This window comes from Gilliamella sp. Imp1-1 (genome assembly GCF_001690415.1).
Taxonomy (GTDB): Bacteria; Pseudomonadota; Gammaproteobacteria; order Enterobacterales; family Orbaceae; genus Gilliamella; species Gilliamella bombi.
In genome coordinates, this window is the sequence record NZ_LZHK01000013.1 from 1 (window position 1) to 26,066 (window position 26,066).

The window sequence follows — 26,066 nt, forward strand, 5'->3', positions numbered from 1 at the left end:
AGTTTTTCAACCTCATTTAGGTCAGCGGTATTAATTGCTTGTTCTGAGTCATAGAATTTGTTACTTGCTCTTGGTTTAATATCTTCATCTTCAACGGTTTCTGCATTGCTTTGCTCTTCATCATAAATTAAGGAATTCAAAAAATTTTCTAATGAATCAGATAAATAAATGCTATTTTTTTTTAAATTTTGTTCTGTATTTAGAGTGTCGTCCCATTCTAGTCTGAGATATTGATATATCGCACCAGTATTAATATTTATACACAAAAAACCATTGCTTAAATCGCGAGCAAAAGGTAACAGCTCCTTAGGTAACTTTTTATCGTCCCAGTGTTTGAAGGCAATACCTTCCATGATAAAATCTGGGTCATTTTTAAATGCTTTATTATATTTTATAGGAATAAAATTAAAAACTTGAAGTTTGTATGGAGGAACAGTTGTTTTCCAAATATCTTTATATACCATTCCGCCATTACAATTAAGGTAAAGCTGTTTTAGAGAATCTGGAATTGTGATACCTAACTTCTTTTCACAAGCATTTAAATCTTTATCAGTCAGTTTTTTTTCGTAGTCATAAAAATTATCTATATTAATCATATTAATTCCCTAATTATATTACATCTGTAATTATCGTTCTAAAAATTGTTCAAAAAGTACAAAATTCATCTACTATATAAATAGAATGAGATGTTAATTTTTAGATAAATGCTATGATCCAACAAATATTAAATAATATAAAAAATGGTCCAACTATTTTAACGTTATCTCAGATAATAGACATAATAAAATATCTTCAAGCAATTACAGTTGATGAGATTTTAAAAAATGATAAAGCTTTTTTGGAGATATTAGATTTATTAGTTGATTCTTATTCTGATTCTGCAATATTTGAAATCGATAATGATAATAAATTATTTTTACATCATTTTAGTGATTGGCTGCTCAAATTAGGGAAAAAATACTCGCTTGGTAAAAATCAAGATGATTTAAGCTCTTATTCAGATATGTTTTTAAAAGAAATGTGCAATAAAAATATTACTCGGGGATGTTGAGCTTTTGTATTCATCATGATCCTTCTTTACATTTTTAACCGTATCATACAACATGCTAATATCGTTATACCAATTGACGATATTTATAGACACTAGCAATATGACCCTTTCGTGAGTTTTTTATTGAAATATCTCATTACGGACAACCAATTCAAATTTGGTAAAAAATACCTTCTAACGTGTTACAATACGCTTATTTATTATCCAATTTAGCCTGTATTTAGTATCCATTTTTATCTCTTTTTCCAAGTGGGTATTTGTCAATATTAGTCTGAACATAAATTCATATTGATCTTACACAGTGTTGTGAGAGTATTTTTCCGCTCTAAAATTGCTCAGGTAGACTATTGATTTTATTGAAGTTTTTTATAAATGGTATTTTTTAGAAAAATCAAACAATTACATTATATTTTTGTTTTTTGATGAAAACTAAAGCTTGATTAAAACATTTTGGCTGTAGCATCAATTTTATTTGATTTTTTACACTCTTTTTAATAAAAAGGATCCCTCCCTTTTTATGCGATCAGTGACAATTCATCACTTTGTCGGTATTATATTGGGCATTTTATTATAATTGGTTAGGTTTAGTGTGAATATTCAACAATTATTAACGCAACGTGTTTCGCAAGCTATGATTATGGCAGGTGCAGATAAGAACTGTGACGCTTTAATTAAGCAATCAAACAAAGCACAATTTGGTGATTACCAAGCTAATGGCATTATGTCAGTTGCCAAAAAACTTGGTATGCCACCTCGAGATCTTGCCCAAGCTGTTTTGCAACATTTAGATATCGATGATATCGCCGAAAAAGTTGAAATTGCAGGTCCTGGTTTTATTAATATCTTTTTGAAAAATAGCTGGATTGCTGAGCAAAATGAAGTTGCTTTAAGTGGTGATAAGCTTAATATTACTTTACCCGCCAAACCGCAAACTATAGTAGTTGATTATTCGGCGCCTAATGTCGCCAAAGAGATGCATGTTGGACACTTGCGTTCAACTATTATTGGTGATGCTAGCGTTCGTGTTTTATCTTTTTTAGGTCATAATGTTATTCGTGCTAATCATGTTGGTGATTGGGGAACGCAATTTGGTATGTTAATTGCGTATCTTGAAAAGATGCAAAATGAACATGCCAATGATATGGATCTTTCAGATTTAGAGTCATTCTATCGCGCCGCTAAAAAACATTATGACGAAGACGAAGTGTTTGCCGAAAAAGCTCGTAATTATGTAGTGAAATTACAAGGTGGCGATGAATATTGTCGTGATATGTGGCGCAAGCTAGTTGATATTACCATGACGCAAAATATTGCCACTTATAAACGTTTAAATGTTACGTTATCGCTTGAAGACACGATGGGTGAGAGTATTTATAACAGCATGCTACCTAATATTGTTGCCGATTTAAAACAGAAAGGGCTTGCGGTTGAAAGTGAAGGGGCGATTGTTGTTTTTCTTGATGAGTATAAAAACAAAGAAGGCGAACCGATGGGTGTTATCATCCAAAAACGTGATGGTGGCTACCTTTATGCAACAACCGATATTGCTTGTGCTAAATACCGTTACGAAACGTTACATGCCGATCGTATTCTTTATTATACTGATTCCCGCCAACATCAACATTTAGAGCAAGTTTGGGCTATTGTTCACAAAGCTAAGTATGTACCAGAATCATTAAAGCTTGAACACCATATGTTTGGTATGATGTTAGGTAAAGATGGTAAGCCGTTTAAAACCCGTTCTGGTGATACTGTTAAATTAAATGATTTGCTAGATGAAGCGTGTGAGCGAGCAACAACTTTAATTCGTAACAAAAATCCTGACCTTTCTGAAAATGAGCTTGCTAAAATTGTCGATGCAGTGGCTATTGGTGCAGTTAAATATGCTGATCTTTCTAAAAATCGGACTACTGATTATGTTTTTGATTGGGATAATATGTTGTCATTTGAAGGCAATACCGCACCTTATTTACAATATGCTTATACCCGTGTGTTATCAATTTTTAAAAAGTCCAACATTTCCGAAGATAGCTTAACAGCTAATATTAGTTTGGAATCTGATAAAGAGCGTGCTTTAGCAATTCGTTTAATTCAATTTGATGAGACTATTTCAATCGTGGCAAGCGAAGGTACACCGCATGTGCTTTGTGCTTATCTTTATGAAATTGCAACGCTGTTTTCAAGTTTTTATGAAAACTGCCCTATTTTAGCAGCCAAAAACGAAAACCTGAAACAAAGTCGCTTAAAATTAGCTTCTTTAACAGCTAAAACACTTAAAACTGGCCTTGATATGCTAGGCATTAAGACTGTTGATAAAATGTAATTTAACCACCACCGATGTGAACGCATTGGTGGTGTTTTTTAATACATGCGTTTTAAGCTTTTGACTAAATATGTTTAGGTTTATTATTCGTCATCAAAATAAATTAATGGCTTTGTTACTATTATTTATTGCGATCCTTATTATTCGTTTGTTACCTCATGCCCCTCTTTCTGAATCACTTACTTTTTCAAAGCGCTATTATGATAATAATAACCAGCTAATTCGAATGACATTAGCCAATGATGATCGTTATCGTTTATGGACGCCTTTAGAAGATATTTCGCCTGATATTGTTAATGGTTTGTTACTGCACGAAGATCAGTGGTTTTATTATCATGTTGGCTTTAATCCATTTAGTCTAATTAGGGCTTTTGGAGCAACCTATCTTGGTGGTGGAAATCGTCAAGGTGCTTCAACCATTACCATGCAACTTGCACGAATGCATTGGCGGTTAAATACTAAAACCATTGGTGGGAAGTTGCATCAAATTGCTAGGGCTATACAGTTAGAGTTGATGTATTCTAAACATGATATTTTAGAAGCGTATTTAAATTATGCCCCTTTTGGTCGCAATATTGAAAGTATTGGTGCTGCGTCATTTATCTATTTTAATAAACCACCTTCACAAGTCAATTTGCCCGAGGCGTTAACTTTGGTGGTATTACCTCAATCACCAACATATCGAGTTGATCGAAAAACAGGATTTGCTGGCAAAGCGTTAGTTAAAGCAAGAAATCAATTATTTGAGCGTTGGCAAGAAAAATATTTTGTTGATAGCAATATTGTCGCTCTTTTTTCGCAAAAGTTGGTTTTGCGTCAACCAGAACGAATGCCTTTTGGTGCACCGCATTTTATTAATCAAATCATTCAACAACAGCAAAGCGATGCTCAAGAAATTAAAACTACGTTAGATAATAATCTGCAAAAAATCATTAGTCGGCAAGTCAATTTGTTTATTGAGCGAAATCGCATAAAAGGTATTAATAATGCGTCGATAATTTTGGTTGATACCCAAACAATGAAGGTTAAGGCACTGATTGGCTCGGCTAATTATTTTAATAATTCTATTCAAGGTCAAGTTAATGGTACACTTGCTAAACGCTCACCCGGATCTACACTTAAGCCGTTTATTTATGCGCTTGGTATGGACCAAGGTGTTTTACATCCTCGTACAATTTTAAAAGATGTGGCAACTGATTTTGGTTCATACACGCCAGAAAACTTTGATCGTAACTTTCGTGGCCCTATTTCGGCAACCGATGCATTAATTCATAGCCGTAATATTCCTGCTGTATCGGTGGCCTCTAAATTACATAATCCCTCTTTTTATCAATTTTTGGTCAATGCCCATATCCAAAAACTCGCCGATGAGTCGCATTATGGTTTGTCTTTAGTGTTAGGTGGTGGTGAAGTTAGTGCTCAAGAGTTAGTCGGGTTGTATGCCATGCTAGCCAACGAAGGCCGTTGGCAGCCATTGCAATTTATTGAAGCCAACGACTCGCCCGAGCCACAAAAGCTGTTAAGTCCACAAGCAGCATTTATGACCATTGATATGTTGAAACAAAATAGCCGCCCACAAGATGTACTTAGCAAAATGCAAAAAAAGGTGGTGCCAGTTGCCTGGAAGACAGGTACATCATGGGGATTTCGTGATGCTTGGACAGCTGGAACTTTTGGTAACTATGCAATGGTGGTTTGGCTTGGTAACTTTGATGGTAGTGGTAATAATGCCTTTGTAGGCGTCGATGCCGCCACACCGCTCTTTTTTAATATCGTTGAAAGTATTAACGCTTATTATCCTAATTTACGTGAACCTAATCGCCCATTACCTCCAAATTTAAAGCGTATCGATATTTGCCTAACCAGTGGCAATCTACTGACTCAATGGTGCAAGGCAAAAGGTAAAACGTGGTTTATTCCGGGAGTGTCACCAATTAATCCCGATACCATTTTTAGACCCGTTATGGTCGACAATCAAACAGGTAAGGCTGTTTGTCCTCCTTATGATTTAACAACCTCTCACTTAGCTGTTTTTGAATATTGGCCGTCAGATTTAGCTGCTGTTTTTGCTAAAGCAGGAATTCCTAAAAAAGCGCCACCATCAACAAAACATTGTCATTCATCACAAAATTTTATAGGCGAACCGCCAAAAATAACTTCGCCTCTTAAAAATGTAGTTTATCAATTTAGAACCACTAAGCAAAAAAATGAACAAATTAGTTTTACTGCTAATTGTGATGGTGATGTTAAATCACTTTATTGGTTTGTTAATAACAGTTTTATTGGGCAAACCGAGCCACGGAAGGCTCTTAACTGGATCCCAACACAAAGCGGGACTTTTAAAATTTTAGTGCTTGACGATATGGGTCGAAGTGATTCACGGAATATAAAAATCGAACTATTTGATTAATTAATATGGTAGCTAACCCCAAATGTTAACTACTATCATCCTTTAATTCATATTACTTGTTTGGCAATATTTATCTCTAATCTATCAGTATGATCTTTAGCAAAGTTGGCAAATTCAACAAAATATGGCGTTGTGTTGTGAAAATCAATTGCCTGCTGTGATGCCCATGTTTCGACCACTATGAAGATATTTGAATTATCTATACTTTGAAGTAGCCTACCTATATTTCAAAATAAGTTGCTTGTGTAGTATACGCTTGCTACTGCTAATATCAAAAAGCAGTATTTAAGGTTAATAATCTCATTTTTGTGACAACAAATTATTTTTATTAAATAACTATTTATAACTTTATTTTTTATTTTATTGGTAATTAACTTTATTAAAAACTATTTTTTGAAGTAAGAAATCTAAAAAATAATACTTTAACTATTTCATTTATTTATATATTTTATAAATTATAGTACTTGCTATTAAAAATATTTTGGTTAGAATTTCTGCAATTTTTTATCGATACGGTGTAGGCGCAATGATCAATTGTAACTCAGTAATCTTAATCATTAATATTATTGATTCCATTTTATCCTCCTTTTTGGGGGATTTTTTTTGCCTATTGTGCCCGACTTTATCAACTTCATTTAAAATGATTAAATTGTAGAGGCATATTATGATTGAACATAAAAACATGTTATTAACCACAAGAGACCAAAGTTTAAAAGCCTATTTAATGAATAATATTAAGCAAAAAGGCGGATGGGTTAATGCACATATGCATGCTGATCGTGCTTTTACTATTTCGGTTGATAGTTTTGATGTCTATCAAAAACAGACTTTAATTGAAAAATGGGATACATTAGATAAAGTCAAAGCATCAATGAGTGAAGATGATTACTATCGTCATTTTAGTATGGCGGTTGAGCGTATGATTGAGCAAGGTGTAAGTGCCATGGGATCGTTTGTTGATATTGATCCTATTGCTGAAGAACGAGCAATTAAAGGTGCCTTAAGAGCACGAGAAACTTATAAAAATGACATCACCATAAAATTAGTTAATCAAACACTTAAAGGTGTTATTGATAAAGAAGCACGTTATTGGTTTGATAAAGGAGCTGATTTAGTTGATATTATTGGCGGTTTACCGCGTCGTGATGAGCGTGATCATGGTGAAGGTATGGGACTTAAACATCTTGATGTGTTAATGCAAACAGGTAAGTCATTGGGTAAAATGGTGCATGTACATGTTGACCAATTTAACTCACAAGATGAGATCGAAACAGAACAACTTACCGATAAAACTCTTGAGCATGGTATGCACGGGCGAGTTGTTGCTATCCATAGCATTTCTATCACCGCGCATAGTTTAGCATATCGCCAAAAACTCTACAAAAAAATGAAAGAGGCCAAAATGATGGTTATTGCTTGTCCTTTTGCTTGGATCGATAGCCCTCGTCGTGAAGAACAAGGTCCTACTCGTAACTCATTAACCCCTGTTGATGAACTGGCGGCTGCTGGTATTCCGGTTGCTATTGGCACAGATAATGTTAGTGATTATATGTTACCATTTTCAACGGGTAATATGTGGGAAGAACTTAAATTGTTAGTAACAGGATGCCGTTATACCGATTTAGACAATGTGATTAATGTGGCAACTAAGAATGGGCGAATGGTGCTAGGTATTGATTGATTTGGAATAGAGTAAATTTAACAGAATACGCCCATGTAAATAAATTTGTGTATTTACCTAATTTTTAAACTACTCTAATGAGTAAAAAATAAGGTAAATATAAAATGATGAATACAAACTAAGAAAAATGGCAACCAACTGACCAAAAGCATAAAAACGCTGGAAAATTTAGGTATAGGGAAACACCAGATTGTTTATACTTCATAGTTAAAATAATCCTCTAAAAACCCATAAGGCATTTTCTTCCGAAAATCGCTTTATGGGTTTAACTGTATTATTATGGTTGATAAATCATTTAAGCCTTTATTTTCTATATTTTGAATATCTAAAGGTTTGACGATTATACTACATCTCCATTTAACGTTCGTATCACTCTTTTCGATTTCCAATTTCGTTTATGAGCAAGGTGATTTTGTAAAATTATAATTTATTTTTAAACAATAGATATTCACGTCGCTATAGGAATGTTTTGTTTTTTATGTATATTCATTACGTTTTTTTCTCAAAATAGTGTAAACAACACGAGTAATTTCTACACTTAAAAAAAGAGTTTTATAAATTTTTTGATATACAAAAATATGACTAAGATCAAATTAATCACATTATTTATACAAATATTCAGCTAAAGCAACGCTTAAATCTTTTTTGTTTTTTGTTATCGTGTATTATAGCTAACTAAGCGATGTTTTTATAAATTATAACCAGAATTCTAATAAAAAAGATTGTACACAAGTTAAGTTTTGCTTATTAGTTAGAGGAAATTATGAAAAGAGTTTTTATTATGATCCTAGATTCGTTTGGTATCGGTGGCGCTGAAGATGCAAATAAATATGGCGATGAGGGTGCTGATACTTTAGGACATATTGCTGAAGCTTGTGCTTTAGGTAAAGCTGAGCATGGTCGTAGTGGTCCATTAAATTTACCTAATTTAGGCAAATTAGGCTTAATCGAAGCGGCGTATGAATCAACTGGTCATTATCCTAAAGGTATGCAAACTGAAGGTGAAATTATTGGTTCATATGGCTATGCAAGCGAGATTTCCTCAGGTAAAGATACTCCATCAGGACATTGGGAATTAGCTGGCGTGCCAGTTCTTTTTGACTGGGGTTATTTTACTAATACCACTAATAGCTTCCCTCAAGATCTTTTAGATAAAATTGTCTCTCGTGCAAAACTTCCTGGTTACCTCGGTAATTGTCACTCATCTGGTACAGTCATTCTTGATGAACTTGGTAAAGAACATATAGCATCTGGCAAGCCAATTTTTTATACTTCTGCTGATTCTGTATTCCAAATTGCATGTCATGAGGAGGCATTTGGTTTAGATAAACTTTATGAAGTATGCGAAATTGCACGTGATGAGCTAAATAAAGGTAATTACAACATTGGCCGCGTTATTGCTAGACCTTTTGTTGGTAAAAAAGCGGGCGAATTTGTGCGTACGGGTAACCGCCACGATCTTGCTGTTGAACCACCAGCACCAACGATGATTAAAAAACTAGTTGATGAAAAACAAGGTACCGTAGTGTCAATTGGTAAAATTGCCGATATTTATGCACAAGTTGGAATTACCAAAAAAGTAAAAGCAACCGGTCTTGAAGCTTTATTTAATGCGTCACTAGAAGAAATTAAGCAGGCTAAAGATAATACGATTGTATTTACTAATTTTGTCGATTTTGACTCTTCTTATGGGCATCGTCGCGATGTCTCAGGTTATGCCGCTGCTTTAGAATATTTTGATAGTCGTCTTCCTGAGATGTTAGCGCTTATCCAACCTGGCGATCTGCTTATTATTAGCGCCGATCATGGTTGTGATCCAACTTGGTCAGGTACCGATCATACTCGCGAACATATACCTGTCATTGTCTACGGAGATAGTGTGCCTGTTGGCTCTTTAGGTCATCGTGAAACATTTGCCGATATAGGACAGAGTGTTGCCGATTATTTTGATTTATCGCCAATGGATTACGGTAAATCTTTTATAAAAAAATAAATAATTTAAGTTTAAGTAATATCGATTTCAAAACAAATATCAGGAGAAGTTAATGTCTACCCCGCATATTAATGCTGTTGATAATGCCTTTGCAAAAACCGTTTTAATGCCCGGCGATCCGCTACGAGCAAAATTTATTGCAGAAACCTTTTTAGAGAATGCAACAGAAGTTACTAATGTAAGATCCATGTTGGGTTTTACTGGTTATTACAAAGATAAAAAGGTTTCAGTTATGGGGCATGGAATGGGTATTCCATCTTGTTCAATCTATACAACCGAACTAATTAAATTTTATGGTGTTGAAAACATCATTCGTATTGGTTCATGTGGTGCAATTAACCCTAATGTCAACTTGGGGGATGTTATTGTTGGGTTAGGTGCTTGTACCGATTCAAAAGTCAACCGTTTACGTTTTAAAGATCATGATTTTGCCGCTATCGCCGATTTTGATTTAACTTGTAATGCCGTTAATGCAGCTAAAAAATTGGGTGTGAATGTTAAAGTTGGTAACCTTTTTTCTGCTGACCTTTTTTATAGTGTTGAACCTGATATGTTTGATGTTATGGAAAAATACAATATTTTAGGCGTCGAAATGGAAGCAGCTGGCATTTATGGCGTTGCGGCTGAATATGGTGCAAAAGCACTGGCTATTTGTACGGTTTCAGATCATATCCGAAAAGGCGAAGCAATGTCAGCAGAACAAAGACAATTAGGGTTCAAAGAAATGATCACTGTTGCACTGGAGTCTGTTTTATTAAATCAAAACTAAAAAAATGGCAGGTTAATCTGCCATTTTTTATTTTGATCAAATAATTATTTTATTGATATTTAGATATTAGATTATAGTAAATCTTGTTTATTAAGGAATTATAAATGAATATTCATTTTAAACTTAGGGTTATATTTTTCTTACAATATTTTATCTGGGGAAGTTGGTTAATAACTCTCGGTTCTTATATGATACGTAAATTACAATTTACTGGTCTTGAAGTAGGTTCGATATACGGAACAATGGGTATCGCATCTTTATTTATGCCTGGCTTACTTGGGATTGTAGCGGATAGATGGATACCTGCTAACCGTTTGTATATGCTTTGTCATTTAATTGGTGCTTTAACACTATTTATTGCGGCTTCTGTAACATCTCCTTTCATGATGATGATTGTGATATTGATTCATTGCCTAGCTTTCATGCCAACCATCGCCATTTCAAATTCAATCGCTTATTCTTGCTTAGAATCACGTGGACTTGATGTTATTACCGAGTTCCCTTGTATCAGAATTTTTGGCACCATTGGATTTATTGTTGCTATGTGGCTTGTGAGTCTTTTAAAATTAGAACTGAGTAGCATGCAACTTTATATTGCAGCTGCATCTGCTTTATTACTCAGCCTTTATTCATTCTTGCTACCATTGATTCCAACAACAAAAAATAAAACTGAAGAAAAAAACATCATTAGCGCATTAGGGTTAGATGCTATTGTTTTATTCAAACAACCACGAATGGTTATATTTTTTCTATTTGCGGTTTTATTAGGCGGTATTTTACAAATAACCAATACTTTTGGTAATCCATTTTTACATGATTTTGAAAGATTCCCTGAATATGCTGATAGTTTAGTGGTTAAATACCCTTCTATACTGTTGTCTATTTCTCAAATGTCAGAAGTCGCATTTATCTTATTTGTACCTTTCTTTATGAAACGTTTAGGTATCAAATATGTTATGCTTATTAGTATGCTTGCTTGGGTTGCTCGTTTTGGTTTATTTGCTTATGGCGATCCATCTCTTTTCGGTTCTGTATTACTTCTTCTTTCAATGATTGTTTATGGTTGTGCTTTCGACTTTTACAATATATCTGGTTCAATGTATGTTGAAAAATCGGTATCGCCAACTATTCGTAATAGTGCTCAAGGATTATTTATGACCATGACTAATGGGTTCGGTGCTTATTTAGGTTCGGTAGGCAGTGGTTATGTAGTCGATTATTATAAAACTGGAAATGTTACTGAATGGCAAACAGTTTGGCTTATTTTTGCAGGTTATGCTTTGGTTCTAGCAATTGTATTTATGTTGATCTTTAAAAACGAAAAGCCTAATCCAAAAACCGTTTAAATCATTTATTAATTATTCATTGTGTGCTGAAGCTTTTTCCCACTTAATCAATATGTAGGCAACAATACATTTTGTTGCCTTTTTTACTAACAATAAATTATCGTAAAAATTTGATTTACCGCACAAAAATATAAATAAGTGATGCAAAAGATATAGCAGATAAGTATCTTATCAAGTTAAAATAACCCAATTGACGATGATATACATGTTATTAAAAATTTTTTAATAAGCTTTTGATATCATTGTTAGTAAAACCAATGTTATTAAAGCCAATTTATCTCATTTAAAAATAGATTAAATACCTAATGAACGATCAAATGATACCTAAAGTTATATTGCACGAACATGTTGAAGGCAGCATTACCCCTGCCATGGCTCACCAATTAGCTCAAAAAAATAATATTCCTTTTCCTAATACACTATGTTACCAATCTGGTCAATACAATGCCAAAGAATATAAAAATGGTAGATATTTGTATGACGAGTCCAAATTTGAAGAATTTATTAATACATATGATACCGTTTCTAGCTTTCTAAAAGATCCTGAAGATTATTATTCTATTACTTATGATTTTCTTTATAGAAATGCTAAACAAGGGTTAATTTATTGTGAACTATTTTTATCCCCTTATCATATTTGCACAACCGAAGTGAATGGAAAATTAATTTGGGATAAAGAAAGGTTTAATAAAACTCTTTTCTACATGGACAAAGCGATTATAAAAGTACAAAACGACTATGATATTACAGTTAGATATCATGTTATTGGTGTTAGACACCTAGGCGCTAAAGTTGTTTATGATACGTTGCGTTTTATTCAGCAAAATCATCACCCCTTTATTACGGGATTTAATATTGCTGGTAACGAAAAGGTTGGGCATTTTAAGGATTTTAAAGATGCACATAAGCTGGCTACTCAGATGAATTTAAAAAAATCGTATCATGCTGGCGAAATTGATTCAGATGAGAGTATTATTCAAGCTCTTAAACACGGTGCAAACAGAATTGGTCATGGCATTCGTGCCATTGAAAACAAAGCGCTTATTTGTGAACTGGTCGAAAAAAAAATTACATTAGAAATTGCTTTAACGAGTAATCGAATTTTAGTGAATGAATTGCATGGCGATATTTATCAACATCCAATAAGGCAACTTTATGACCAAGGAGTTCGCATTACTTTAAATACAGATGATGCAGGGATTTTTGGTACTGATATTGAAAAAGAATATAGTATCGCCCAATCCATATTTGCATTTTCACGATTAGAATTGCTTGATATAACACTATGTGGCATTCAAGCCGCATTTGTTGAAGATACGGTTAAAAGTCGTTTAACTGAGCAAGTTCTTTTATGTTTTTCATCTGATGATAGACAATTACTTAAAAAATTTATTAATGACAAAAAATATCATCCAGCAATCATTGAACGATTTTTAGAGTATCAGAAACTGTTACTAGCCATACCCGTTAACTAATTTACTTGTCAGAATAATAGGAGATTTGCATGAAAAAAAATAAGTTAACTTTACCCTTTTTAACCCTATTTATATCTGGCGTTGTTAATGCTGCAACTGTTGATTTAAGGATAATTGAAACAACCGACTTGCATGGAAACATGATGAATTACGATTATTTCAAAGATCAATCTGTTGATTCTTTTGGATTAGTAAAAACTGCTAATTTAATTCATCAAGCAAGAAGTGAAGTAAAAAATAGTGTTCTTGTTGATAATGGTGATCTAATTCAAGGCAGCCCAATGGCTGATTATGCCGTAAATATGGGGCTTAATGATGGCGATATTCATCCTGTTTATAAAGCGCTCAATACACTTAATTATAGTGTGGGTAATATTGGTAACCACGAATTTAATTTTGGATTGGAATTTCTACAAAAAAGTCTTTCTGGGGCTACATTTCCTTACATCAACGCTAATGTTTATGATGCCAAAACTCAAAAGCCATTTTTTACACAATATATTATCTTAGATACTCCTGTTATTGATAGAAACGGCAATAAACACACGATTAAAATCGGCTATATTGGTTTCGTCCCTCCACAGATTATGCAATGGGACAAACTTAATCTTGATGGAAAAGTTGTCGTCAAAGATATTACAGAAACGGCCAAACTATTAGTCCCTGAAATGAAAAAACAAGGCGCTGATGTTATTATTGCCATTCCACATTCTGGTGTTTCAGCTGAGCCTTATAAAGCATTAGCTGAAAATTCGGTTTACTACTTGAGTCAAGTAGAGGGTATTAATGCAATTATGTTTGGCCATTCTCACGGCATATTTCCTAGTGAAGATTTCAAATCATTACCAAATACCGATATCAAAACTGGTAACATTAATCATGTGCCTGCTGTTATGCCCGGACATTGGGGTAGCCATTTGGGAGTGGTGGACTTAGTTCTTGATGGTGATAAATCAAAATGGCAAGTGATTTCAGGTAAATCAGAAGCTAGACCAATCTATGATGTAAAAACTAAAAAGGCACTTGTTAAAGCCGATCAAAAAATCGTCGACATTCTAAACAAAGATCACCAAGGAACACGTGAATTTGTTAGTAAACCAATAGGTAAAGTTTCAACCGATATTACGAGCTATCTAGCATTGGTTGAAGATACATCTGCCTTACAAATTATTAATGATGCACAAATCGATTACGTTAAGCAGTTTATTAAAGGGGATCCTGATCTTGATGGTTTGCCCGTTTTATCGGCCATTGCACCATTTAAAGCTGGCGGCAGGAAAAACGATCCTAGCGCTTTTGTTGATGTTAAAGCAGGTAATTTGTCGTTTAGAAATGCTGCAGATATTTACCTTTATCCTAATATTTTGTCTGCTGTGAAAATTACAGGTAAAGATGTCAAAGAGTGGTTAGAGTGTTCAGCTGGTGTATATAATCAAATTAATACTAATTCATCACAACCACAATATTTGATTAATTGGGATAAATTCAGAACCTATAATTTTGATATTATTGATGGAGTAAATTATCAAATAGATGTAACAAAGCCACCCCGTTATGATGCAAATTGCCAGTTAATTAACCCTACATCTGAAAGAATTAGGAATCTGACTTATCAACAAAAAACAATTGCTCCTAACCAAGAATTCTTAATTGCCACCAATAATTATCGTGCTTATAGTGGTATATTTCCAGGTACTGGTGAAAAAAATGTCAAATTTAATTCTCCTGACGATCTAAGAGTAATTCTTTCAGCCTATATTACCAATACTACCCAAAAATATAGTATAACGAATGTTACCATCGACAATAATTGGCAAATTTCTCCAATTATTAGTAACACAAAATTAGATATTCGCTTTGAATCATCACCAACTGATGAAGCTAAAACCTATATCGAAAAACATTCACTATACCCTATTCATTTTATCGATACAGATACATCTGGTTTTGGTGTTTATAAGATAGATTTGCAGTCTCCTGTTAACACTCAACCTAAAATTTAGTTAGATTTATTATGGCCAAAAGGATTATTAATATGAAAATTGAAAAACTGATTGAACTTGCTAAAACAGCCCGTTCTAAAGCTTATGTACCTTATTCTAAATTTCAGGTTGGTGCCGTGCTAATTACTGAAGATGATGAAGCAATTTTAGGTTGTAATATTGAAAATGCATCTTATGGACTAGCAAATTGTGCCGAAAGAACGGCAATTTTTAAAGCGGTTTCTGAAGGTAAAACAAAATTTAAAAAATTGGTGGTAATTGGAGATACTGATGGGCCTATTTCACCATGTGGAGCTTGCCGTCAAGTTATTAGTGAGTTTTGTGCTAAAGATATGCCTGTTATTTTGACCAATATGAACGGTAGAATTCAGGAAACAACAGTGGGAGAATTATTACCTTGGTCTTTTTCACCAAGTGATCTTGATTAACATTATTTTTTAACAATAAAAAATAATAATTAGGACTTAATATTTATTTTGTATAAACAAAGCAATACACTAATTTTATTTATTGATAGTAAGAGAGAATAGTAATGAGATTTGTAGATATTATAGAAAAAAAACGTGACGGCAATGTATTAACCACTGATGAAATCCAATTTTTTATCACTAATTATACCAATGGAACTATCCCCGATTATCAAGTTAGTGCTTTATTAATGGCAATTTATTATCAAGGTATGACTTCCAAAGAGTGCGCAGATTTAACCTCGGCGATGATGTATTCTGGCGATACTGTTGATCTGTCTTCAATCAAAGGCATTAAAGTTGATAAACATTCAACTGGCGGTGTAGGTGACACTACAACATTAGTTCTAGCTCCTTTAGTAGCAGCTTTAGATGTCCCAGTAGCTAAAATGTCTGGACGAGGGCTTGGTCACACGGGTGGCACCACAGATAAATTTGAATCGATTCCTGATTTTAAAATTGAATTAAGTAAACAAGATTTTATTAATCAAGTTAATAATAAAGGCCTTGCAGTTATTGGTCAATCAGGCAATTTAACCCCAGCAGACAAGAAACTTTATTCGTTACGTGATGTAACAGGTACTGTTAACTCTATTCCTCTTATTGCAAGTTCAATTATGAGTAAAAAATTGGCAGCGGGTGCTGATGCCATCGTTCTTGATGTTAAAACAGGTGATGGTGCGCTAATGAAAGATATGGCCGATTCAGAAAAATTAGCCCATGAAATGGTAAATATTGGTAATCAAATTGGCCGTAGAACCATGGCAATTATTTCGGATATGTCTCAACCTCTTGGTTTTGCAATTGGTAATGCTCTTGAAGTAAAAGAAGCAATTGATACGTTAAAAGGTCATGGTCCAGCCGATTTAACCGAACTGGTTTTAACATTAGGTAGTCAAATGGTTGTACTTGCCGATAAAGCAAAAACATTAGAAGAAGCCAGAATAAAACTTCAAGAAGTCATTAAAAATGGTAAAGCTATCGAGAAGTTTAAAACCCTAATTGAAGCACAAGGCGGTGATAGTTCGGTCGTTGATCATCCTGAAAAATTGGCTAGTGCACCTTACCAAATTGCCCTACCAGCCCTTAAGTCAGGTTATGTATCAAAAATTATCGCAGATCAAATCGGGATCGCTGCAATGCAATTAGGTGCTGGTCGTGCAACCAAAGAAGATATTATTGATCCAGCTGTTGGAATCGTGTTACATAAAAAAGTAGGCGACAAAGTTACTGAAGGTGAAGCTTTATTAACGATACACGCCAATACTGATAAGCTTGATACTATCAAGCAAAAATTATATGACAATATTACCATTAGCGATAACGCAACTGAGCCTCAACTTATTTACAAGGTGATTACAGGATAATAGCTGTTATATAATGATTTAGGAGATACCATGCATTATCAATTAAATAAAAAGCTATCATTACTTGTTTGTATGGGGCTATTTTCAGCCTCTTGCATGGCCGCTGTTTCCACAAAAAGCTCATCAGTTCCAACTTTAGAAAAAGACAAGTCTTATCAATTTACTATTTTGCATACCAATGACCACCACGGCCGTTTTTGGCAAAATGATATTGGTGAGTATGGGCTTGCTGCTCAAAAAACCGTAGTAGATGAAATTCGAAAAGAAGTTACGGCAAAAGGAGGGAAATTACTGCTGCTATCAGGTGGTGATATTAATACTGGTGTCCCTGAATCTGATGTACAGCAAGCCAAACCTGATTTTATTGGCATGAATGCGGTTGGTTACGATGCTATGGCTGTGGGTAATCATGAGTTTGATCATCCTTTGACTATTATTCGTGAGCAACAAAAATGGGCAAAATTTCCTTTTTTATCGGCAAACACTTACTTTAAAGGCACAGATAAACATGTATTTGATGCCTATAAAATGTTTGATTTGAATGGTATTAAAGTTGCTGTGTTTGGTTTAACCACTGACGATACCATTTTTCTTGCTTCACCCAAAAATACGGAAGGCGTCGAATTTCGACAAACCTTACCCGAAGCACAAAAAATAATTAAACAGTTAAAAGATAATGAACACCCTGATATGATTATTGCTGTCACTCATATGGGGCATTATGAAAATGGTGAACATGGCTCAATGGCACTGGGTGATGTTGAATTAGCCAGAAATTTACAGGCCGGCGATTTAGATATGATAATGGGAGGACACTCACAAAACCCTGTGTGTATGGCTAGTCCTAATAAACGTATTACCGAATATGTACCAGGTACACCTTGTGCGCCAGATCAACAAAATGGCACATGGATTGTGCAGGCCCACGAATGGGGGAAATATGTTGGACGTGCAGATTTTGTCTTTTTAAATGGCAAAATCACGTTAAAAAATTACCAATTAATTCCTATTAACCTTAAAAAAGAGGTTGATAATGGTAACAGTACCAAACGCCTTGAATATTACACGCAAGAAATTCCTCAAGATAAATCCTTACTTGAAAATTTAAGACCTTATCAAGAATTAGGTAAACAGCAGTTGTTAGTGAAAAGTGGCGAGTTAAAAGGACGATTAGAAGGTAATCGAGATGTTGTTAGATACCAACAAAGCAATATGGGACAACTGTTACTCAGTGCTTTTGTTGAAAAAACCAATGCAGACGTTGGCATTATGTCTGGGGGTATGATTCGTGACTCTTTAATTGAAGGTAATATTACTTATCGTGATATTTTAAAAGTAGAACCTTTTGGTAACAGTGTGGTTTATTTCGAATTAACTGGCAATGAATTAATTGATTATCTAAAAGTTGCATTAAGTAAAAAGCAAGGTTCGGGTGGGTATGCACATTTGAAAAATATAAACCTAACAAGAAATGGGAACAATATTGAAGATGTAAAAATTAATGATCAACCGATCGATTTACAAAAAAACTATCGCATTGCTACACTTGACTTTTTAGCCGCTGGTGGAGATGGCTATCCAATAACTAATACATCACCGACTTACGTTGATACGGGTTATCGCGATGCCGATGTAGTAAAACAATATTTTGAGACTCATTCGCCAATTACTGCGTCTGATTATGAACCAAAACAATTTATTATTGAGAAATAAATATTGAGATAATTATGAGCATGACCGAATTTCAACAAAGTTGTTATAATATTGTGACAGACCCTAATTTGTCACCCAAACAAAAATCAAATTTGCTCGCCTTAGCAGCAGAAAATAATTTACCTTATGTAGATCTGGATGAAGAAACACAACAAGCTTTAAATGACCGCGTTATTTGTGATATGTACGAAGGTCACGCACCTTATAAACCTCGTTATGTTTTACCTGATTATGTGAAATTTTTAAAACAAGGATCACAATGGCTAGAACTTAATCCAGCTGAAACATTTGATGATGCATTAAATTTGCTTATCATCATCTATCATCATGTTCCTTCAGTAACTGGTATGCCTGTTTATTTAGGATGCTTAGATCAAATTTTACTTCCTTACGTTGGTAATATTACTGAAGATGAGATTTATCAGCGATTAAAGCATTTTTGGATCATGCTTGATCGTAATTTACCTGATGCATTTATGCATGCAAACATTGGACCAACCGATAATATTATCTGTCGGGTAATCTTGCGTATAGATAGAGAACTCAAACAAGTTGCTCCAAATTTAACCTTTATCTATGATGAAGACATTACACCAGAATCATTATTATTAGTGGCAATTGAAAATATTTGTGAAACAAGCAAACCTCATATTGCAAACAACAATATGATTCAAAAAGATTTTGATAACCAAGGTTACGGTGTTGTAAGTTGCTATAATTCACTACCAGTAGCTGGAGGGGGAAGCACGCTTTCACGAATCAATTTAAAAGAAGTTGCGATACGCAGTAAAAATATAGAAGACTTTCTGTCAAATATCTTACCCCACTATTGTCAATTGCAGCTCAATCTTATTCAAGCAAGGTCAAACTTTCTTTACAATAAATCAAACTTTTTTAATAGCAGTTTTTTAGTTGAAGAAGGTTTAATTGATCCAAAACGATTTGCTCCAATGTTTGGTATATTTGGAATGGCTGAAGCTGTCAATATCTTGCAAGAAAAAGCAAATTTAGCTGGACGTTATGGTTTTGATGAACAAGCTAATGAACTTGCATTAACTATTACACAATTAATTGCCGAATTTATTGATAACCATACAATAGATTATGCTTGGAAAGGGAAAGCAATGCTGCATTCACAATCAGGCATTAGTATAGATAGAGCAACAACACCTGGGTTAAGAATACCATATGGGCAAGAACCCGATCCTGTCACTCATATTATGGCTCTGTATAAACATCACCAGTATTTCACTTCGGGTATTAGTGACATTTTAACAATTGATGAGACAATAAAAAATAATCCCCTAGCTTTGCTACAAATTTGTAAAGCTGCTTTCAAATTTGGTTTCCGCGAATTTACTGCCAATATCAGTGGTAATGATCTTGTTCGAGTTACAGGTTATATGGTGAGATTATCTGATATTAAAAGATATAAAAAAGAAGGCTCACGAATTAATACTACTTTCTTAGGAGCCGAGGCTGCCGACGATACCGAAAATAATAGTTATTTATGTCGAAAACCACGAGTAATTAGTCATGAGCAAGTCATGGGCAATCGTTAATAAGCTTTTACCCTTTTCTTGTGTAGATGGACCTGGTAATCGACTAGTTATATTTTTACAAGGATGTAATTTTCGTTGTTTAAACTGCCATAATCCTTATACGATATCATTGTGCAAGGATTGTGGTCAATGTGTTGATACTTGTCCACACAAAGCATTAAGTTTTAGTAACAATAAAGTTATATGGCAAACTTCAAATTGTCAGCAATGTGATACTTGTATTAATACTTGTAAACATTCTTCATCACCAATGACTTATAGATATAGTGTAGATGATATTTTAATCGCTATCCGGAAATATCTACCATTTTTAAATGGTATTACCATAAGTGGTGGAGAAGCAACAATGCAGTTACCCTTTATTAAAGAGTTATTCAATGTTATCAAACAATCTAACGATTTAAAGCACCTTACCTGTTTTATTGATAGCAATGGTTATTTAACTAAAACAGGATGGCAAAAAGTAGAAAATGTGATGGATGGCGCAATGATTGATCTCAAAGCTTGGGATAATGATGTGCATAAAAAGTTAACGGGAAGAGACAATCAACGAGTAAAAGAAACGATTAACTATCTGGCAAAAATAAAAAAACTATATGAGGTAAGACTTTTAATTATTCCTAAACAAACGGATCTACAGGATAATGCTAAAAATATTGCCAAATTTTTAATTGATTTAGATCCCAATATTCAAATAAGAATTAATGCTTTTCATAATCATGGTGTACATGGTATCGCTAAAAACTGGCCATCCGCCAGTAGGCCTGAAGTAGAACAGTTTGCAGAACAATTAAAACAGCATAGCCTACAACATATTATATTACCTAATGTTTATTTGTAATGGTAATAACTTGTTACTTTTAAGTATCAATAAATAACAGATAATTTATACCAATGTGTAAATACTTCAAACTTAGTCAAGATTCAAGTAGAAATTATGCTGCTTATTTAAGGATATTTACAATAGAATTATAGAATATTAGTAATACTTTATATCATAACCGATAATACTATTACATTAAGTAAAAAAGATAAACCTGAGTTGGCTTTAATTATATGTTTCAGTTCTATATTGAATAGATCGCTATTAGGTAGCTTTAACTAGATGGTTTTAAATGCAGAAAAGGGACAATTGTCCCTTAAACTAGAAAAATATTATTTATTCTTTTTAAATGCAGTTGCAAATGCATTTCCCATGACATTATTAGTCATTGAAGATGAATGTTGTTTTTTAGTATTGTTAACCGAACGTTCATTAATGAATTTTCGATTATCAGTTTTTGACGTTGCAGGATCATCTAATCGCATTGATAAAGCGATACGTTTTCGAGGAATGTCAACTTCTATTACTTTAACTTTGACTATATCACCAGCTTTTACCACTGTTCTTGGATCATCAACAAACTTATCTGATAAAGCTGAAATATGCACTAAACCATCTTGATGCACACCAATATCAACAAATGCGCCAAAATTAGTTACATTAGTAACAGATCCCTCCATAATCAGACCTATTTTTAGGTCTTCCATCGTTTCTATATCATCAGCAAACTGCGCAGTTTTAAATTCAGGTCTTGGATCACGACCAGGTTTATCAAGCTCTTTGATAATATCTGTAACTGTTGGCACACCAAAATGATCATCTACGTAATCGATTGCTTTAAGTGATTTTAAATAGTTTGTATCACCTAAAATTTCTTTTAAAGATTTGTGATTTTTTTCTAAAATTCGTTCTACAACAGGGTAAGCTTCTGGATGAACAGCCGATGCGTCAAGAGGATTTTTACCATCCATTATACGTAAAAATCCAGCGCACTGTTCAAATGCTTTAGGACCTAAGCGAGCCACTTTCAATAATTGTTTACGATCCGTAAATTGTCCATTTTCATTACGCCAATTAATTATATTTTGAGCTATTACTTTATTAAGTCCAGCAATACGAGCAAGTAACATCATCGAAGCAGTGTTTAAATTCACACCAACGGCATTAACACCATCTTCAACAACAGCATCAAGTTTTTTTGCTAACTGAGTTTGGCTAACATCATGCTGATATTGCCCCACCCCAATCGATTTAGGATCTATTTTAACAAGCTCTGCTAATGGATCTTGTAAACGACGTGCAATTGATACTGCACCACGAATAGATACATCTAAATCAGGAAATTCTTGCGCTGCTAGTTCTGATGCAGAATAAACTGAGGCACCTGCTTCGCTTACAATCACTTTTTGCGCTTTCACTTCTGGATATTTCTTTTGAACATCAAGATAAAAACGTTCAGTTTCGCGCGAAGCTGTACCATTACCAATGGCCACTAATTCAACTTGATATTTAATACAAAGTGCGGCAATAACCATAGCTGCTTTATCTGCCTGCCCTGTATGAGGGTAAATCGTTTCAGTCGCAACTAATTTACCTGTTGCATCAACAACAGCTATTTTTACACCCGTCCTTAAACCGGGATCCATGCCCATAGTAACTTTCATACCTGCTGGAGCAGCCATTAACATATCATGCAAGTTAGCAGCAAATACGTTAATCGCTTCTTCCTCTGCTCGCTCACGTAATGTTGTCATTAATTCGGTTTCCATGTGCATCAGAATTTTAATGCGCCATGTCCAATTAATCACAGCTTTGCGCCATTTATCTGCTGGCTGTTCATTAAAGTGGACGCCTAGATATTCAGTGATAATTTGTTCACAATAACTCTCTTTAGGCGCTTGTTCAAATTGCGGATCAGCATTTAAGGAGAGTTGTAAAAAGCCTTCATTTCGCCCTCTAAACATTGCTAATGCACGATGAGATGGTATTTTAGAAATCAGCTCGCTTTGTGAAAAATAGTCTCGGAATTTAGCTCCTTCTTCCTCTTTACCACTCACCACTTGCGAAACTAAATGAGCATTATTCCAAAGATAATGACGCACTTTTGCTAATAATGCTGCATCTTCTGCAAAGCGCTCCATCAAAATGTAACGAGCTCCATCCATTGCTGATTTTGTATCAGTAATACCTTTATCGGAATTGATATATTTTTCGGCTTCAATTACAGGATCAAGCATGGGATTCTGCCATAAGCCATCCGCCAATGGCTCAAGCCCTGCTTCAATGGCAATTTGACCTCGAGTACGGCGTTTAGGTTTATATGGTAAATAGAGATCTTCGAGTTCAGTTTTACTAAGCGTTTGTGTAATACTGTTACTTAATTCTAATGTCAATTTACCTTGTTCTTCAATAGACTTTAAAATTGTTTGCTTACGATCTTCAAGTTCTCGCAAATAGCTCAATCGACTATCAAGAGTACGTAATTGGGTATCATCAAGCCCACCTGTCACTTCTTTTCGATAACGAGCAATAAAAGGAACGGTACTACCCTCATCTAATAATTGAATCGCCGCTTGAACTTGTTCTGACTTTACGGCTAACTCACTGGCTATAATATGGCTAATTTGTTTATTCATCATGGTATTTTTAACAATTTTAAGCAAAGTAGTGATTATATACCTATCCTTGTTTCTGTTGCAATTCTGAGCCTTTTATCTCCTCCCCCAAAAATATAACTGCTAGTTATTGGGATATTTTTAGCTTGGCTAACATTTAATAGAGCTAACCACAAATTTAACTTCTTTATTTAGAACTACATAATGCGTAATACGGATGCTGATCATCTCTATCGCCATTTAGTGCAGCATCATTCATATTGATATAAATAGGATCACCCGTAGACTTAGAAAAATCACTAGTCCAACCATAGGTTGGGTTATGAAAATTATCGCCTTGATAATACGCTAATCCCCCCCATTCAGTAATTAATCCCCCATGTACGGATCTTTTGTAGTAGTTATCAGGATTATTACCATATTTATCTTGATGAAGCAGAAAGTTAGCATTACTCAACTCTCTGAGCGATGCTAATTTATATTCACCTAAACTTCTGCACCAATCTTTTTGCTCTTGATATGTATCAATATATTCTCCTCTATTGATAAACCATTTAGTTATCCGGAAACTGTAACTAAGCATTACGCCTTGTTTGGTTTCGCCTATTATCTCAATATCAACAGGTAAATTCGCTTTGGGCGCTGTAGCTCGATTAGCACCTTTAGATGAGGAATCAGGACCTTTTAACGTAACCAGAACCATATTTTTTGCATCATAAGCCTTAAAACCACCTACAACTACTGCTCTTGGAGCCTCTGACTTTGCAACTGTCGCTGTAATTGCTCCAGGTGATCCTTTATCAGGATCCGATGTTCTTACGATCCATTTTGTTGTGCTTAATGAATTATCAATATTCTCGGTAATTAAATAGAAAAAGAGACCATTTACACCAACTGAAGGGAAGTTATTTAAATAATCATCTTGTGGTACAAAACCATTCCAGTCTACCCAATCAAAAACAGATCTATCCCCCCAAGAATAAGCTGTAGCACTATAAAGCATATGTGGACTAGCATATTTGATAGCTTCACCACCTACTTGTACATTAAAATTTCGATAAGGTGTTTTTGTTATAGCAATCTTACTATCTGGATAATTTTGAAAATTTGGAACTCCGTATTTTGTAGTTAAAGCTACCCCACCACTAACTTTAATATAAGGATAAATACCACTTTTTACTAATTTTTCAAATGTCGTTTTTGTTTGATCGTCTGTTAATTTAACTTCTTTATTATTTTCGTCTTCGTAATACCATTCCAGCGAAACTGGGTTATCCTTGTCCTCTGATAATTTAATATCTCCATCACCATCAACATCTATAACCTCAGAGCTTTCTGGTTGTTTAATTGCTGCTAATAAACCTAAACTTTCAGGAGTTTTAGTTGAAACATCTGAGCCTAATGCTGTGTTCAAATCACCTGTATAAAAATAGGTGTTTCCATTATAGATGACACCAAAATAATTAAATGCTTTATTGGATTGAATATTATTTTCAATTGAACTAATAAAACGAGGACTATTTCCATTAATAGGATTTGCAGTAACAGCCGATAATGCTAAAGATTTAGTTGAAAAAAACTAATAAGACAAACTAGACCCCAAATTGGCTCTTTCCGTGTAGTCATATTCATTCCTAATGGTGATAATAATAACAACTTATTTATTTTATTATTGTATAATTGCGAAATTAAACTTATTTATGCGATATAATTAACTTAATTACTTATTAAACAAGAGATATTCCAAGAATAAAATAAAAAAACACAACACAAGCAATAAAAAAATAATATCATTTTAATGTTGATTTTTAAAGATTATTTAACGTTATTTTGATAAATATTAAAAAATAGAATAAATTTTACCAAATAAATGTCGATCTTTTACTCGAGCAATATATTTTAATAAAGAAAAATCGAGTTTTTACTCGAAAAATAAAGATTACTATAGGGAATGAAAATATGCGAAAGAATAATTATATAACAAGAGAAGGTTATTTGAACCTTAATGGTGAATTGAAATATTTATGGAAAGAAGAAAGACCTCGCGTTACACAAGCTGTATCAGATGCAGCAGCCCTCGGAGATCGTAGTGAGAATGCAGAATATATTTATGGAAAACGAAGATTACGTGAAATTGATCGGCGTATACGTTTTCTTACCAAGCGACTAGAAACGTTAACAATTGTCGAACCACACCCAAAACAAGAAGGTAAAGTATTTTTTGGCGCATGGGTAAAATTGGAAGATGAATCTGGTAATTTACATATTTACCGTATTGTTGGTAGCGATGAATTTGATCCTAAAAAAAATTGGATATCAATTAATAGCCCTGTAGCAAAAGCATTAATAGGTCATAAAGTTGATGATGAAATAGCCGTTATCACCCCTAATGGCAAAGTACTATATTATATTACTGAAATAAGCTATAGCGAGTTATGCTAATATGCCTTAACTTATTCATTCTATTT

Annotated in this window: 19 protein-coding genes; 15 read left to right on the forward strand and 4 right to left on the reverse strand. The window is 34.0% G+C overall.

Annotated elements, in window-relative coordinates; genetic code table 11:
- Positions 1-596: SMI1/KNR4 family protein (locus A9G38_RS01670; RefSeq protein ID WP_065623119.1), on the reverse strand; the 596-nt coding region annotated here is incomplete at its 3' end.
- Positions 597-709: 113 nt separating this feature from the next.
- Between A9G38_RS01670 and A9G38_RS01675 the strand changes: the two genes are divergently transcribed.
- The 3 genes from A9G38_RS01675 (at position 710) to pbpC (ending at position 5,784) form a co-directional block, all read left to right on the forward strand.
- Positions 710-1,051, forward strand: coding sequence for a hypothetical protein (locus A9G38_RS01675; RefSeq protein WP_034911027.1), 342 nt, complete (start codon positions 710-712; stop codon positions 1,049-1,051).
- 589 nt (positions 1,052-1,640) lie between these two features.
- Complete coding sequence (argS, locus tag A9G38_RS01680) at positions 1,641-3,374, forward strand: arginine--tRNA ligase (RefSeq protein ID WP_034911030.1); 1,734 nt, start codon at positions 1,641-1,643, stop codon at positions 3,372-3,374.
- Between the two features lie 70 nt (positions 3,375-3,444).
- Entirely contained in the window at positions 3,445-5,784 is a 2,340-nt protein-coding gene (gene pbpC / locus A9G38_RS01685; protein ID WP_034911032.1) for a penicillin-binding protein 1C, read from the forward strand.
- Between the two features lie 47 nt (positions 5,785-5,831).
- Here pbpC and A9G38_RS11535 read toward each other — a convergent pair whose 3' ends face one another.
- Positions 5,832-6,008, reverse strand: a complete 177-nt coding sequence (locus A9G38_RS11535; RefSeq protein ID WP_080702321.1) for a putative quinol monooxygenase — start codon at positions 6,006-6,008, stop codon at positions 5,832-5,834.
- 440 nt (positions 6,009-6,448) lie between these two features.
- Here A9G38_RS11535 and A9G38_RS01695 point away from each other — a divergent pair, with 440 nt between their 5' ends.
- The 11 genes from A9G38_RS01695 to A9G38_RS01745 all read left to right on the forward strand — a co-directional run bounded on the left by A9G38_RS01695 (position 6,449) and on the right by A9G38_RS01745 (position 21,001).
- Positions 6,449-7,465, forward strand: a complete 1,017-nt coding sequence (locus A9G38_RS01695) for an amidohydrolase family protein (protein ID WP_202961539.1) — start codon at positions 6,449-6,451, stop codon at positions 7,463-7,465.
- Positions 7,466-8,228: 763 nt separating this feature from the next.
- Entirely contained in the window at positions 8,229-9,458 is a 1,230-nt protein-coding gene (locus A9G38_RS01700) for a phosphopentomutase (RefSeq protein ID WP_034911037.1), read from the forward strand.
- Positions 9,459-9,510: 52 nt separating this feature from the next.
- A complete protein-coding gene (gene deoD, locus A9G38_RS01705; RefSeq protein ID WP_034911039.1) occupies positions 9,511-10,227 on the forward strand; it encodes a purine-nucleoside phosphorylase in 717 nt (238 codons plus the stop codon).
- A 104-nt stretch (positions 10,228-10,331) separates the two neighbouring features.
- Entirely contained in the window at positions 10,332-11,573 is a 1,242-nt protein-coding gene (locus tag A9G38_RS01710; protein WP_034911041.1) for a nucleoside permease, read from the forward strand.
- 305 nt (positions 11,574-11,878) lie between these two features.
- The gene (add, locus tag A9G38_RS01715) at positions 11,879-13,048 is read left to right on the forward strand and encodes an adenosine deaminase (RefSeq protein WP_034911043.1); all 1,170 of its coding nucleotides are present in this window, start codon (positions 11,879-11,881) and stop codon (positions 13,046-13,048) included.
- Positions 13,049-13,077: 29 nt separating this feature from the next.
- Complete coding sequence (locus tag A9G38_RS01720; RefSeq protein ID WP_034911045.1) at positions 13,078-15,051, forward strand: bifunctional 2',3'-cyclic-nucleotide 2'-phosphodiesterase/3'-nucleotidase; 1,974 nt, start codon at positions 13,078-13,080, stop codon at positions 15,049-15,051.
- Between the two features lie 32 nt (positions 15,052-15,083).
- Positions 15,084-15,479: a cytidine deaminase gene (locus A9G38_RS01725; protein WP_034911046.1), complete on the forward strand. Its 396-nt coding sequence runs from the start codon at positions 15,084-15,086 to the stop codon at positions 15,477-15,479.
- A gap of 104 nt (positions 15,480-15,583) precedes the next feature.
- A complete protein-coding gene (locus A9G38_RS01730; protein WP_034911047.1) occupies positions 15,584-16,885 on the forward strand; it encodes a pyrimidine-nucleoside phosphorylase in 1,302 nt (433 codons plus the stop codon).
- A gap of 30 nt (positions 16,886-16,915) precedes the next feature.
- Positions 16,916-18,598 carry a bifunctional UDP-sugar hydrolase/5'-nucleotidase UshA gene (gene ushA / locus A9G38_RS01735; protein WP_141671681.1) on the forward strand — a complete coding sequence of 561 codons (1,683 nt, stop codon included), beginning with the start codon at positions 16,916-16,918 and terminating at the stop codon, positions 18,596-18,598.
- Positions 18,599-18,612: 14 nt separating this feature from the next.
- Entirely contained in the window at positions 18,613-20,160 is a 1,548-nt protein-coding gene (locus tag A9G38_RS01740; protein WP_202961540.1) for a YjjI family glycine radical enzyme, read from the forward strand.
- Entirely contained in the window at positions 20,135-21,001 is an 867-nt protein-coding gene (locus A9G38_RS01745) for a YjjW family glycine radical enzyme activase (protein ID WP_034911048.1), read from the forward strand. The genes A9G38_RS01740 and A9G38_RS01745 overlap by 26 nt, the downstream gene beginning before the upstream one ends.
- A 314-nt stretch (positions 21,002-21,315) precedes the next feature.
- On the opposite strand, the gene A9G38_RS01750 is transcribed toward A9G38_RS01745, so the two are convergent.
- Together A9G38_RS01750 and A9G38_RS01755 are read right to left on the reverse strand one after the other, a co-directional pair.
- Complete coding sequence (locus A9G38_RS01750) at positions 21,316-23,622, reverse strand: Tex family protein (RefSeq protein WP_034911092.1); 2,307 nt, start codon at positions 23,620-23,622, stop codon at positions 21,316-21,318.
- Between the two features lie 163 nt (positions 23,623-23,785).
- On the reverse strand, positions 23,786-25,012 hold the full coding sequence (locus A9G38_RS01755) for a hypothetical protein (protein WP_034911050.1): 1,227 nt from the start codon (positions 25,010-25,012) through the stop codon (positions 23,786-23,788).
- A gap of 545 nt (positions 25,013-25,557) precedes the next feature.
- Here A9G38_RS01755 and greB point away from each other — a divergent pair.
- Entirely contained in the window at positions 25,558-26,040 is a 483-nt protein-coding gene (gene greB / locus A9G38_RS01760; RefSeq protein ID WP_034911052.1) for a transcription elongation factor GreB, read from the forward strand.
- The last annotated feature ends 26 nt before the right edge of the window (positions 26,041-26,066 follow it).